The organism is Pseudoalteromonas sp. D15MCD-2, from assembly GCF_038562745.1.
Taxonomy (GTDB): Bacteria; Pseudomonadota; Gammaproteobacteria; order Enterobacterales; family Alteromonadaceae; genus Pseudoalteromonas.
The window spans coordinates 511582-525967 of the sequence record NZ_JBCFQE010000001.1 but is presented as its reverse complement, the minus strand read 5'-3'; the positions used below and the strand labels follow the sequence as shown (position 1 = coordinate 525967).

The 14386-nt window shown below is 42.7% G+C and carries 12 protein-coding genes; 2 read left to right on the top strand and 10 right to left on the bottom strand.

The window, feature by feature from the left end:
- Nucleotides 1-3 precede the first annotated feature (3 nt).
- Nucleotides 4-846, bottom strand: coding sequence for a pirin family protein (locus tag AADY36_RS02395; RefSeq protein WP_054561063.1), 843 nt, complete (start codon nucleotides 844-846; stop codon nucleotides 4-6).
- 88 nt (nucleotides 847-934) lie between these two features.
- Nucleotides 935-1897, bottom strand: a complete 963-nt coding sequence (locus tag AADY36_RS02390) for a YihY/virulence factor BrkB family protein (RefSeq protein WP_054561064.1) — start codon at nucleotides 1895-1897, stop codon at nucleotides 935-937.
- A gap of 122 nt (nucleotides 1898-2019) precedes the next feature.
- Between AADY36_RS02390 and AADY36_RS02385 the strand changes: the two genes are divergently transcribed.
- Nucleotides 2020-3099, top strand: coding sequence for a mechanosensitive ion channel family protein (locus AADY36_RS02385; protein ID WP_342408453.1), 1080 nt, complete (start codon nucleotides 2020-2022; stop codon nucleotides 3097-3099).
- A gap of 12 nt (nucleotides 3100-3111) precedes the next feature.
- On the opposite strand, the gene tatA is transcribed toward AADY36_RS02385, so the two are convergent.
- The 3 genes from tatA to agaR form a co-directional block, all read right to left on the bottom strand.
- Nucleotides 3112-3267 carry a twin-arginine translocase TatA/TatE family subunit gene (gene tatA / locus AADY36_RS02380; protein WP_082401550.1) on the bottom strand — a complete coding sequence of 52 codons (156 nt, stop codon included), beginning with the start codon at nucleotides 3265-3267 and terminating at the stop codon, nucleotides 3112-3114.
- 280 nt (nucleotides 3268-3547) lie between these two features.
- Complete coding sequence (locus AADY36_RS02375; RefSeq protein WP_342408452.1) at nucleotides 3548-6364, bottom strand: TonB-dependent receptor; 2817 nt, start codon at nucleotides 6362-6364, stop codon at nucleotides 3548-3550.
- A gap of 316 nt (nucleotides 6365-6680) precedes the next feature.
- On the bottom strand, nucleotides 6681-7445 hold the full coding sequence (agaR, locus tag AADY36_RS02370) for a transcriptional repressor AgaR (RefSeq protein WP_054561067.1): 765 nt from the start codon (nucleotides 7443-7445) through the stop codon (nucleotides 6681-6683).
- A 160-nt stretch (nucleotides 7446-7605) separates the two neighbouring features.
- Here agaR and AADY36_RS02365 point away from each other — a divergent pair, with 160 nt between their 5' ends.
- Nucleotides 7606-8937, top strand: a complete 1332-nt coding sequence (locus AADY36_RS02365) for a sugar MFS transporter (protein WP_055020781.1) — start codon at nucleotides 7606-7608, stop codon at nucleotides 8935-8937.
- Nucleotides 8938-8967: 30 nt separating this feature from the next.
- On the opposite strand, the gene AADY36_RS02360 is transcribed toward AADY36_RS02365, so the two are convergent.
- The 5 genes from AADY36_RS02360 to AADY36_RS02340 are packed head-to-tail and all read right to left on the bottom strand — an operon-like array spanning nucleotide 8968 to nucleotide 14381.
- Entirely contained in the window at nucleotides 8968-9480 is a 513-nt protein-coding gene (locus tag AADY36_RS02360) for a hypothetical protein (protein ID WP_342408451.1), read from the bottom strand.
- A complete protein-coding gene (locus AADY36_RS02355) occupies nucleotides 9473-11167 on the bottom strand; it encodes a GMC family oxidoreductase (protein WP_342408450.1) in 1695 nt (564 codons plus the stop codon). The genes AADY36_RS02360 and AADY36_RS02355 overlap by 8 nt, the downstream gene beginning before the upstream one ends.
- A gap of 13 nt (nucleotides 11168-11180) precedes the next feature.
- A complete protein-coding gene (gene nagA, locus AADY36_RS02350; protein WP_342408449.1) occupies nucleotides 11181-12344 on the bottom strand; it encodes an N-acetylglucosamine-6-phosphate deacetylase in 1164 nt (387 codons plus the stop codon).
- Nucleotides 12322-13245, bottom strand: coding sequence for an ROK family protein (locus tag AADY36_RS02345; RefSeq protein WP_342408448.1), 924 nt, complete (start codon nucleotides 13243-13245; stop codon nucleotides 12322-12324). Before AADY36_RS02345 ends, nagA begins: the two co-directional genes overlap by 23 nt.
- A gap of 17 nt (nucleotides 13246-13262) precedes the next feature.
- On the bottom strand, nucleotides 13263-14381 hold the full coding sequence (locus AADY36_RS02340) for an SIS domain-containing protein (protein ID WP_055020785.1): 1119 nt from the start codon (nucleotides 14379-14381) through the stop codon (nucleotides 13263-13265).
- Between the last annotated feature and the right edge of the window lie 5 nt (nucleotides 14382-14386).

Genomic DNA, 14386 nt, shown 5'->3' with positions numbered 1-14386 from the left:
CTCCTATAGTGTGCCAAATTTACCTAGCTGATAGTCACGTACTGCTTGCTGTAACTCAGCTTGGGTTGTCATTACAAACGGGCCCATATGAGCGATTGGTTGCTTAAGCGGCTCACCGGCTAGAATTAACGCCCCAGCACCAGTTTGCGAGTTAAACTCAATGTTGCTGCCAGGCTCTAAAATCAATAAGCTGCCTGCTTTAACTGGGCCGCCCTGTTCAGTATGAATTTCTCCAGTATGGATATAAATCATCACCTTAGTTTGCGCTAATGGTGCATGGTAAAACTGCGTACCAGCCGGTAAAGTTACATCGGCAAGCATGCCATCAGCTGCGAGGTCTTGTAGGCTTGATACCTGCTCTTCACCGGCAAACTGCCAGCTTCCTGCCAACGCTTTAAGCTCAACACCTTGCTCATTTTGAGTCGTTGGTGCTGGCGCTTCAGTGGTATCTTGATAACGTGGTGCTCTTAGTTTCTCGGCACTTGGCATATTGAGCCAAATCTGAAAACCGTGCATGCCTTCTTTAGCATCTGCTAAAGGCATTTCACTGTGGATCACACCAAAACCGGTACTCATCCACTGCACATCACCAGCACGAATCGCTTTTTTGTTACCCATTTGATCTTGGTGCTCAAAGCCACCTTTAATAATATAAGTAAAGGTTTCAATACCACGGTGAGGATGCGCAGGAAAGCCGCCCATAAAATCACTGTGATCATCTGACTTAAGCTCATCGATCATTAAAAAAGGGTCTAAATACTTGCCATCAAAGCCAGGAATACGACTGATGTTTACGCCGTCACCATCTTGTGTGGCATGACTATTTAATTGTTGAATCACTTTCATAACTTTACTCCCGTAAATTGTATGAAATGATTGTAGGCGCTAATTTAACTAACAACCATGAGTAAAATTAGCGCTAATCATTCTATTTTTAAGAATGCTCATTTTGTTGTCTGGTTAATCTATCAGCCACTGTAGCACCCCGCTCTCCAACTTCTTTCTCTGGCCCTATGGTGCTATCTACTAAGGTTTGTTGTTCAGCACTTGCATTAATGGCCGCACCAAAAATGATGATGTATGCGCTGATATAAAGCCACATCAACATGATCACTACCCCCCCTAACGAACCATAAGTTTCGTTATAACTCGCAAATTGCGATACATAATATGAAAAACCGATTGATGCGATAATCCACAGCAACGTGGCAAGTATTGAACCTGGTGTGATCCAACGCCATTTTGCAGGCGTTCTATGCGGTGCATAGCGATATAAAAATGCTAATGCGCAATTAAAAATAATGGCTAATAGCGGCCAAGTAATAAGCTGAATCATTAAATCGATAAGCTCAGTTAAGCCAACTAAGTTAAGCACTATCGGTAAAATACCAATGATCAATAACGCCACCAGCGCAACCACAATAGCACCTAGCGAAAATAAAAAGCGCACCACTAATGCCATAAAAAACTGGCGCTTGTTACGCTGGTGGTAGGTAATATTACAGGCAGTGATGAGAGCTTGGCAGCCTTTGCTGCTACTCCAAACAGTCAATAATAAAGTACCTATGGCACTTGCACTCAATACCTTTTGCGATTGCTGAGTGATACCACTAACCTGTAGCAAAATGATGTCACGGCTACTTTCAGGTAAAATGGCAATCACTTTATCAAGCTGATCATAAATATCTGTTGGCGAGGCAAAATATGCATACACAGAGACAATAGCCGCCAGCGCAGGGAAAATAGCCAACAAGGCATAAAATGCCACACCCGCCGCCACAAAAGATAAATTGTCTTGTGATAGGTTGTGATAAACCCGCTTGCAGATATCCCACCAGCCTCGCATTGGGATCTCCATCGGTGAGCGAGCTTGGTAACCTCGATTATCCTTACTCATAAACGACCTAAAAAATTGCCTTTAACACTCTCAAACTGCAAACAACTTGCCAGTAATAATGGCGTCTGAATTGCATTAAGCTAAGCTTATAAAAACAGTATAAAGGTCCATGGAGCGGTGCGATGAATTATTATTTACTTATTAAAAATCAATTGGCTAGTTTGTTCAGCCCCACCATTTGGGTAACATCGCAAGCAATCCCTGATAGCTTATCTTGGCAAGACTTAAACTCTCAAATTACGCAGTTTTTACATACTACATGGCAAATGTTACCTGCACTGACACTCGGTATTGTAGCCATCATTGTTTGCTACTTATTAGCCCGCCCTTTGTCGTATTTATTAATCAAACCGCTTGGTTTTGTCAGTGAAAGTAAACTTTTGCATGTGGTGACTAGGCGCTTTTTTAGCATCATTATCATCTTGTTTGGCGTGTACTTATTTTTGCGTCTTGCAGGGCTCACCAGTTTTGCTGTGGCGATTATGAGTGGGACTGGTTTAGTTGGGCTTATTTTAGGTTTTGCTTTTCGCGATATCGCCGAAAACTTTATTTCAAGTATGCTGCTTAGTGTGCAGCGCCCTTTTCGTATTGACGATGTTATCGAAGTTGATGGTCGTTTAGGGGTAGTTAAAAAAGTTACGGCTCGCGCCACCACCTTGGTTGATTTTGATGGCAATCACATTCAAATCCCTAATGCGACCGTATATAAAAACGTCATTAAAAACCTCACTGCGAACCCAAAAATGCGGGGTCACTTTAATGTTGGCATTGGCTACGATAATGACATTCGCTATGCCCAACAATTAGCAATGAAGGTGGTTAATCAACACCCTGCTGTTATTAATGATCCGCCAAGCCAAGTGTTAATTGATTCATTAGGCTCAGCGACTCTTAATCTAACCATTTATTTTTGGGTCAATAGTAACGAACACAGTACTATCAAAGTGGCATCACAATTAATGCGAGAGCTGGTCAATACCTATTTAGCAGAGCAAATAAGCATGCCTGATGATGCTCGCGAGCGAATTATTTTAAATAGCGAAAACGATAATGAGCAGCCAAACAATAATGTAAACGCAGAGCCTAAAACGGCAAAATCACTCGACGACCACAGCCTTGATGACGTTAGCAGTGATGCCGATGATATTCGCGAACAAGCGGATCAATCTCGCGATCCAGAACAAGGTAGCAATATAATTTAAAATACTTATGGGCTAGGCTTCATCATTAGGTTTATCTTGCATAGCGCGTTTAAACCCTTTGACTGACGTCCCTAAATCTCCACCTATTCGGGATAACTTTTTTGTGCCAAATAACAGCACCACAATTGCAGCAATAATGGCTAATTGCCAAACACTAATTCCTGCCATAACAACCTCATTTTAAAATAAAAGCGCCCTTACAGGCGCTTGTTCAACACTAACACTAGGAATACTAAAATTATACCAATCCGCAATAATACTTAGTCATTTTGAGGGATTAAACCTGTCGCTACCCGCGTTAAAAATTTCTGATTTACGACTGCATGGATGCAGAAGGTAGAGCAATGCAGGAGCAATTGCCGAGCACAACTAAATAACGAAATTTTTGCCTTGTTATCAACGAGGTTTTCTTGCCTCAAAATAGACCACTTAATTAAGCGAATTGGTATTAAAAACTAGCGCGAACACCCAAGGCAACTTGAGTACCAAAGCGCTCAAGGTAACTCACTTGGTCAGTACGCTTGGTGTAACCCCAATAACGTTCATTAGTTAAGTTCGTTGCTTCGGCAAACACTGTGAATTGGTCACTGATGTTATAGCTCATGCTGGCATCTAACTGACCATAATCAGAGATCCAATATGGACCACCCCATGCGTCAGGATCCGACAAGAACTTGCTACGCCAGTTATACGCTAAACGTGCTTGGAAACCATATTGCTCATAGTAAACCACGGCGTTATATGAGTTCTTCGACATGCCTCTAAATGGCAAACCTGATTCTTTTAGCTCTGGCTCATCGTAACTACTGTCAACATAGGTGTAGTTAAGCTGAAAGCCTAAGCCATTGAACGGTTCGGGGAGTAAGTTTTCTAGCGACTGCTGATAAGCAAACTCAGCCCCTTTAATAGTTGCACCATATTCACTCTTACCTGGGTAAGATGCAAAGTAACGCACACCTTCGATTTCAACTGGGCTTTCGACGTAATCGATAAATGATTTCAGGTCTTTTACAAACACCCCGCCACTTAACGAGCTACTGTCTTCAAAGTACCACTCTAAAGTCATATCTGCTTGATTAGCTTCTTCAGGTGTTAACGACGAATCACCCATAGAAAGTTGCGGTAAGCCTTCACGATATGTATCAAAGTTTGGCGCAAGCCACGGACGTAAGTAGCTTAAAGATGGGCGGCTAATCACTTGTGCCGCAGAGAAGCGGTAAATTAAATCATCGGTAATACTAAGCTTAAAGTTCATGCTTGGTAAAATGTTGCTGTAATCCCCTTTAAATGATTGCTCAACTGTTTCGCGCCAACCATTTTCAAGTGGTTTACCATCCTCTTGTAAGTCAATTAACGATAGATCATAAACCGACCCTTTAGAGCTCACTTCAGTTTGCGAGCCGCGAATACCAACGTTTAACATATACGGCATATTTGCAAGAGTGCTCTCGAGCGTCACTTGCGCATACGCAGTTAGAACTTCTTCGGTTACCTCATAAGTGCCCGAGGAATTAAGCGATGCAACAATGCTCTTATCGGTTGCTTCAGCATTAATTGAGCGATAATAAGCAAGTAACTTATCGTAATCAAAACTTGGCCATGGCTCTGGTGTAATGCTACTTTCGCCCTCTAAAAAGTTATCGAAATTTGCCTCAACAAACACATCACTTGGGATTTCAAAGAGGTTAAAATCACCAACATTGACCACGGTGCTGTCATCAAATTCATAGCCATCGCGCTCTAAATACTGACCACCATTACTGAATTGGCTGGCATTTTTTGATGCATATTCAAGCTGACTTTTAGTTTGTTCAAGGTAGGTTAAACCAAAATCAACACGGGTCACTAAATCACTTTCAGGCACAAACTTACCGGTAAACTTAAAGTCATTAACAGTGTCTTCAACCCCAGTACCTGTATTACGGCTATAGTGTGCACCGTAAGATTGATCCGCAGTTAAGCCCGGCGATAAGGTCACATCTGGCAACATATTACCTGTGGTGTAATCAATCCCAATCGAGTCAATAAAACCACGCGCAACAATAAAGCGGTTATCACCGCCGTTTTCGTTTTTCGCTTTTGAATGGGCAACATCCACAGCCAGTGTTAGGCCATCCATTGGATACCATTTAGCATTAAGAGCAAACTGATAAGTATCGGTTTTACGTGGGTTGGTTAAGTTGAGTAGCTCCACCATGGTGTTACCAGTTTGCGTCATAGACACTACACGACCTGTGTCATCAAATTCTGCATCAGTAAACACTGGCGTGCCTGGCGTCCAGCTTTCATCATAGTTAACAAAACCAATTTGATAGCGATGACCATCGGTGTTGTAACGTGAATAAAGAGCATCAAAGTTAATGTCTAGGGTATCTGTTGGGCGCCATTGCATTGCTAACGTCGCACCGACGCGTTCACGCACATCCTGCGCGTTGGCAAAATACATGTAACTCGGGATTTTTGAGGCAAATATTTCACTTTGCCCATCAATTTCTCCGTTGCCGTTCATGTCGACTGGCACACCAGCGCTGTCTGCCCCCCAACCTTCTTCTTCGTCAAAAAAGCCGCTTGCCGAGTATGTGTCTGCACGTAAGGTTTTCTTAGAATACGCACCCGAGAAAAGCACACCAAAAGTATCATCATTAAAGTTGTCACCGATGATGAATGAAGCATGCGGGTGTACATCGCCTGTTCGAGATTCATAAATCCCTTTTGCTGAAGCGCTCAAGGTAAAGCCATCTTGGTCTAGTGGTTTACGCGTTTCGATATCAACAACTGCACCAATGCCCCCTTCAATTAAGCGTGCTTCTGGCGACTTATACACCTGAAGCGCACCCACTAACTCTGAAGCAATGGTGTCAAAGTTAAAGTCGCGGCCTGAGTTTTCAGAAGCCAGTTTACGACCATTCAACGTGGTAATGTTGTAGCCGCCACCTAAACCACGGACTAAAATATTTTGCCCCTCACCGCCATTACGAGTAATGGTGATGCCCGGAATACGCTGCAATGCTTCCGCTAAGTTTTCATCGGGGAACTTACCGATGTCATCAGCGACAACGACATCAACAACCGTCGTTGCTTCTTTCTTTCGAAAGTTTGATTCTTTAATACTGCTACGGATCCCTGTAACTTCAATAACCTCAACATCCTCTTCGGCCTTACTGTCGTTTTCTTGTTGTTGGGCCGTTGCAGCGAAACTGACTGATGAGGCCAGAATCGAGCTTATCAGCACGCTCAAATATGTTTTTCTAGTTGTTGTTGCCATGATGATTTCCTGTTTTTAAATGTTCAGATTTTTTCACCATAAAAATGGTAATGAGTAAGGCCTTATATTTAATCTATAACAAAATGAAACAATCTAGCAACAATAAATTACCTTGTGAAACTTTCGATAGTTACGAAATTTGTTTTACATATGAAAAAAATGGCTTCGAATGCCTTTAAATATGGGACTTTAATTTCGAAAGTTACGATAATGATTTTTTTTAAAAGATTTTCTTTCGGCGGGCTGGTACGATTTATTTTGGATAATAAAAAAGGCGGCAAAAGCCACCTTTCATTAATCCTATTTAACTAGAGAGTTAAACAGTAATCACCTCAATACCTAAGCTCGTTAATGATTCAACAAACTCTGCTGGCATATTTTTGTCGGTGACCAGCACATCGATTGATTTAAGCGGCAATACATTATACAAAGCACGCTTACCAAATTTACTTGAATCTGTGACTGCAATGACTTTATCTGCGCGGGTGCACATGGTGCGATTCAGCATTGCCTCGGGCTCATAATGGGTGGTGATCCCTGCTTCTGAATCGATACCATCAACCCCTAAAATAACCTTTTTAAAGTTATATTTACTAAGTGCTTGCTCGACTTCATTTGAGTAAAAAGACATTGATTTCTTTCGTAATTGCCCACCCAGCATAAACACATTTGCATCTTCAATATCAGCCAGTACATGGGCAATATTAAGGCCGTTTGTCATCACAGTAAGGCCCTGCTTATTGGTTAATGCTTTGGCAACTTCTTCTGTGGTGGTGCCAGAATCAATAATCAATGAATCGCCATCATCAACCAAACTTGCCACAGCTTTCGCTAATAACACTTTCACAGCATAGTTTTCGTTATGCTTATCTTTTACCGAAAGCTCTTTAGCCAATTTATCGCAGGCAATTGCCCCACCACGTGAACGGACAACTAAGCCACGCTTACCGAGCTCGTTAAGATCATGGCGAATGCTAACCTCCGAAATATCAAAGGTCTTTGCAAGATCTTTAACATTTACTTTGCCATTTTCCTCAGTCATCAGGACGATTTTTTGTCTTCTTTCTATTGTGGTTAGCATAGCTGGCCTGTTGTTTTAATAGCTGCTTTCAAATTTGTAGTTCAATATTACACAATTTACAGTTTCAAAGCCAAATTTAGTTTCGAAATAAAATAAAACTTTCAAAACTTACGAATTTTGGTTTATGATTATTTCACAACAAACTTCTTTGGTGACAAAAATGACAACACAAAGCTCACTGTTAGAGCAAACAGAACACACCAATCGCACGCAATTACTGCCTATGATGATCATAGGTGGCTTGTTTTTCTTATTTGGTTTTATAACCTGGCTTAATGGCTCTTTAATCCCATTTTTACAAATGGTCTGCGATCTCAACCATATTGAAGCTTACATGGTGACACTGGTGTTTTATATCGCCTATACTGTGATGGCACTGCCAAGCGCTAAGATTTTGCAAATATTCAGTTATAAACATGGAATGTCGTTTGGTTTAGGCACCATGGCATTGGGTGCACTGTTGTTTATTCCTGCGGCACAAATTCAAGCGTATTGGTTATTTTTGGTTGCCTTATTTACGTTAGGTAGCGGCCTCACCTTATTACAAACCGCTGCGAATCCTTACATCGTGCTAATAGGCTCTAAAGACACGGCAGCCGTGCGCATTAGCATTATGGGTATTCTCAATAAGAGTGCTGGTGTGGTTGCTCCATTGCTCTTCTCAGCGATTGTATTTAGCGACATTGCCAGCTTTAGTCCAGAGGCTTTGGCCCAATTAAACAGCATTCAAAAGCAATTACAGTTACAAGAACTGGCTAATCGTTTAATTACTCCTTACTTTGTAATGGCAATCGCATTAGTGATATTAGCCGCGTTAATCATGCTGGCTCCGCTACCTGATATTGAACAACCAAAAACCAGCAACAACAGCGAGAGTAAATCAGTCCTGCAATTTCCACACTTAGTTTTAGGCGTGATAGCCCTATTCTTTTACATAGGTGCAGAAGTTATTGCCGGCGACACTATCGGCCTTTACGGCAAAGAACAAGGGGTATTGCAGTTCGCAGAGCTCACCTCTTACACCATGGGCTTTATGGTGCTAGGTTATATTTTAGGTATCGTGTTAATTCCTCGCTTTTTTAGTCAGCAACAGGCGCTGATATTTTCTGCGTTAAGTGGTTGTGTGTTTTCACTTGGTATCATTTTGATTGAACCGCAACAAACTGCGATTGCAAACGTAGTGCTCTTTTGGCTTGCTGATAACAGTTTTCCAGATACCGTGTTATTTGTTGCATTACTTGGCTTATCGAATGCGCTGGTATGGCCGACCATTTGGCCAATGGCCCTTGCAAATCTTGGCGATAAAACCCAAACCGGCGCGGCATTACTGATTATGGGGATTTCTGGTGGCGCGCTATTGCCTTTGGTATACGGTGTATTTGCAGAATATACGGGCAATGCACAACAAGCTTACTATCTGTTGATCCCTTGCTATGCGTTTATTCTTTATTACGCACTGATTGGTCACAAACTAACAAGTTGGCGTAAGTAACGACATGAGCAGGCTTAGTTGTTTTACTATTTAACTAGCCTGCAATTTTTCTGATGTGAAATAGCCCAGTAGCAAAAGTTCACGCACGGTAAAAATACACTTATATATTAAGTACTCGTCACGCTTATCAGGGCTCACTTCTGAAATAGGTAAGGCTTGCTGCGCTATTATGCGCTGTTGCTGCTGCAAAGAGATAGAAAATAAACCTGTGAGTTTATCTGCTAATTGCGACGATGAAAGAGCACCTTCTGCAATCAGCTCAGCGCCTTTTAAGCATGCCGTACGTTCAGTCACAGTTAGTGTATTTGCTAGCATTAAATCTGTGAAAGCAACTAAATTAAAATACAGTTGCTCATTTGGCTCTAGCTCTAAAATAACCGCCTGCATTTGCGTGACCACATCCCGATGAGCCGCTGTTTTAAGCATCTCAAAATGATTGTCATCCACTTTATCAAATAGCTGAGTCGCAGCCACTGGCGTAATAGCCGCACCGAATAATGCAGCTAAACATTTAATCGCATTTCGCCTTTGTAGATCAGCCATTGAACACCCCATTTTGATAATGTCGTGCAGCATGATCGGCGGCTCTTGCAGTAAATGCCATATAGGTTAACGAAGGGTTCTGATAACCCGACGAGCACATAAATGAGCCGTCAGTGACATAAACATTACGCACATTGTGAATTTGGTTGTAACAATTAAGCACAGAGGTTGTAGCATCATGCCCCATGCGCGCAGTTCCCATTTCGTGGATGGCCTGCCCCGGGGCTGAGCCTTTATCGTACGCTTGCACATTTTGATAACCAGCTTTGCTTAGCATCTCGACGGCTTGTGCTTTCATATCCTCGCGCATGCGCTGCTCGTTTTCTGCAAATTGACAATCGAAATTAACTAAAGGTAATCCCCATTGATCTTTTAATACCGGATCTAAGCTCATTTTATTACGATGATAAGGCAGGCATTCACCAAAACCTATCAATGCAACTTGCCAAGGCCCAGGCTTGGCAAGCTCTTCTCGAAAAGCCTTACCAAAGCTAAGTTCTTTAAAGCCCCGTCGCCAATCTTTGCGTGTTGCGTATCCTTGATAGCCATAGCCTCGAATAAAGCTATGCTGCTCGTTATCATCAAGGTTTCGAAAACGCGGGATATGAAAGCCAACGGGTCTGTCGCCATCATTAAAGTCATCAGCAAAGCCCCTAGGCTCGCCAGTTGCGCCAACCCTAAAATGGTGATCCATAAGGTTATGACCAAGCTCTCCACTATCGTTCCCTAAGCCATTAGGAAAACGTGCAGAGGTTGAATTTAATAACAAGGCTGTTGTGGCTACCGTTGATGCACAGCAAAAAATGATGTTCGCTCGCTCGATACGCTCTTTTTTAGATTCAGCATCAATTACTTTCACACCTGTGGCTTGCCCGCTATCTGGATTGTAAATAATCTCTTTGGCAATGGAGTGAGTCTGAATAGTGAGTCGCCCAGTACGCATCGCTGCAGGTAAGGTAGAGGCTAAACTACTAAAATAACTACCAGTTGGACAACCTCGCATACAGCGGTTGCGCTTGCTGCATGGTGCACGACCTTGCTCAGGCTTTGCCTTGGTTAAATGGGCTACTCGACCGATGGTGAGGTGACGATTAGTGTAGTGAGTTAATAAACTTTGTTTAAGCTGCTGCTCTACGGCATTAAGCGCAAAAGGAGGTAAGTAAGGTCCATCTGGTAGCTGAGGTAAGTTCAGCGCTTCGCCAATAACCCCGATGTAGGCTTCGACTTTATCGTACCAAGGCGCAATATCTTGATAGCGCACAGGCCAATCAACGCCGTGACCATCTTGTTTGTTGGCTGCAAAATCTATATCACTGAGGCGCAAGCATTGCCGCCCCCAAGTTAATGAGCGCCCACCAAGATGATACCCTCTGATCCAATCAAAACGCTGAGATTCTTGATAAGGGTGCTGCAAATCATTCACAAACCAGTGTTTTATTGATTGCTTAGTGGCATAGCCAGTGCGTGCTTGTTTAGCTTGATTCTGTTTTTCTAGTAGGCTGGGCCTGTCGCGAAATGGCAGTTGCCAATCATCTTTAAAGGCAGTTATATAGTCTGTACCGTGCACAACCTGCCTGCCACGTTCCAGTAACAGTACATTGAGCCCTTTTTCGGTTAGTTCTTTAGCAGCCCAGCCGCCAGTAATGCCACTGCCAATAACAATGGCATCGAATACTTTTGCCTGCATTCTCACTTAACTTTTAATAGATTTGCTTACCCGCACAGATCGTTGCTTGCACAGAGAAGTCTTTATCGAGCAGGGCAAAATTAGCCTGTTTACCTACCGCAATACTGCCTATTTGCTCCGCTTTATTTAAAAACTCAGCGGGTACTAAACTGGCCATTTTAGTTGCTTCAACTAGGCTTGCGTCGGTTAGGTTATAAAAACGCTCAACGCCAACTTCCATGGTTAATGTACTGCCCGCTAAAGAGCCGCTCTCAGTGCGTGCAACACCTTGCTCAACCACAATAGGAAGCTCACCTAAGCGGTAGCGACCATCTTGTAAGCCTCCGGCGCTAACGCAATCTGTGATCAGAGCAATTTTATCTGCCCCTTTTAAACGGTAAACCATGTTCATGATGCTAGGGTGCAAATGAATACCATCAGGAATAAGCTCAACCATGGCATCGTTGTCCATCAACAGTGCGCCAGTACAGCCGGGATCACGATGATGAATACCGCGCATACCATTAAAAATATGCACACCACCGCAGGCACCATGAGCAAGAGCTTGTGTTGTTTGCTCAAAATTAGCATCTGTATGGCCGAGCATCACACGCACACCTTTATCGGTGATATAGCGGATCATATCGGGGGATTTAAGTAGTTCTGGCGCTAACGCAAATGAGCTTAAGCAACCTTCACATGCGGCATAAATTTCATCAAATCGCTGTTTAGTAAGCTCTAAAAAAAATGACTCGTTATGCGCGCCCTTATGTGCTTCGGCAAAGAATAAACCTTCGTTATAAGCCCCTAGCAACTGCGCTCCAGCCAAGCCTTTTTGATACGCACTCGCCATATTTTTATAAGCTTGAATTGAGACGTCCCAGTCTGCGGTCACCGTTGTGCCAACAAAACCCGTTACGCCGTGCTTTACTAAAGAACGAGAAATAGTCTCTAGTGATTCTGGGGTGCCGTCCATAATATCGCAGCCTTCACGGCCATGAATATGTAAATCGATAAAGCCCGGAAATAAACTGTGCTCACCTAAATCTATTACCTCGATCTCGGGCGCTATTTGCGTGGTAATGGCAGTAATTTTACCTTGCTCGACCAAGACCACATGATCGAGTAAAACCGCATCAGCAGTCACCACTTTTGCGGCTTTTAAGTAATAACGATTAAGATGCGTTGGAATTAGCATGAACACTTCCTATTATTGCAGCGCCTCTTACGCCGCTAGAATCACCAAATTTTGCAAGCTTCACTTCTGGCACGGCAAAACCTGAAAATAAATGAGTTTGAATCGCGTCAGGGAGTTTTTCTACTATTGCATCAATGAGCGACAACCCGCCCCCAAGCACGATAACTTCTGGGTGCAAACTTTTACTAATAGCAGCAAAGGTTTCGCCAAGAATATCTAAGTAACAAGCTAGCACCTTTAAGGCTTTCTCATCACCACGTTTGATATCGTTTGCCCATTCAATCGCAGATTTAGGAGATTGCGTAATATGCTGGTACAAGGTTTGTACACCGGGCCCTGCAATATAACTTTCGACACAGCCATTTAAACCACAACCGCACTTTAAAACTGGCAGCTGGTATTTTTGCTGCAAATATGCTGAAAGTGGTAAATGGCCGTACTCCCCTGACATGCCCAAACCTTGGTTAAACAAGGTTCCATCAATACACATACCGCCCGCCGCACCAGTGCCAACAATGGCACCGAATACTCGGCTATAACCTTCACCAGCTCCGCCATTTGCTTCTGATAAAGCGAAACATCGGGTGTCATTTAATATCGCAACAGGGCGTTTTAATAATGCTTGAAGATCGTTGGCAATCACTTTGCCTGTAGCACACGGCACATTAGCCGACAGCACTTTACCTTCATCATTAACGATACCTGGCATACCGATGCCCACCGCACCTTGGCAACCTGTCAGTTCATCGGCTTTAATTACCTGCTGATAAATTGCGTGCAAAAATTGCTGATAGTCATCAGTTGGCGTAGTAATACGCCAACTTTGCTGTTGCTCTAAATTATCATTAAAAATGGCGGTCTCTATTTTTGTACCACCAATATCGAGTCCGTAAACAGCCATACTTTACCCAACACTACTTAGCGAGAAGTTAATGGGTAAATAGTTACCCCTTTTACAACACGGTTAACTTCGCCCGTAGGACAAGGGTTATCAGGTGTTAAACCGAGTGACATTGATTTATAAAATGCAAAAATCTGACAATAGACAATATAATACAGACCTTGCCAAACATCATCTAGCTCGACCAGTTCAGTATTTAACGCCAGCTTTTTAACCGCAAAACACTGTTGGTCATTTAGTAGTTCATTATATAAATCAGTATCATACAAACTACTATAAAAATCACTTGAGGCCATTAACATCACTGCGGTTTTATCATTAATAATGGTTTTAGGACCATGACGAAAACCAAGTGGGGTTTCAAAGTAGCTTATTAAATCACCATTGGTCAGCTCTAAGCACTTTAAGGCCGCTTCTTTCGCATAGCCAAGTAATGAGCCTGCTCCTAAAAACACCAAACGTTCAATATCTGTTTGCGCAAAGCCTTTGATCTCTTCAAGTTGCGTGTCGAGCAGCTGCTGTGTCTGCGTGGCAACTTGTGCAAGCTGGTTAACATCAGGAGTAAAAATACATAAGGTTGAAAGCAGCATCGAAGTGAAACTACTGGTCATAGCAAAGCTTTCATCTAGGGTTTCTTTTGGCATAAGTACACTAAAACTATTTTTTTTAGCTGCCGCTCTTTTCGCTAATTCACCATTTTCATTACAGGTAATGACTAAGTGATAGCACTTTTCAACAACTTGCTCTGCGATATCAACCGCCGCGACACTTTCAGGGCTATTACCTGAACGCGCATAAGAAATAAGTAAAGTGGGTGTGCCCTTCTTTAAAAAACCATGTGGGTTAGACACAATGTCTGTAGTACTAACTGCGCGCACATTTAAATCCGTTTTAGCTGATAAGTGTGGTGCTAATGCTTCGCCAACATAGGCTGATGTGCCAGCCCCCGTTAATACGATTTGCAGTCCTTTTAATGCCAAAATTGGCGCTAAAAATGCGCTTATTTCTGCTCGATGCGTTTCAATAATAGCCGCTGTATTGCACCATGACTCTGGCTGCTGAGAGATTTCTCTTGCTGTCCAATATGCGTTTTGCTGCTTAAGCTCTGCTTCGTTTAAAGATAAATACTGCGTCATAACTA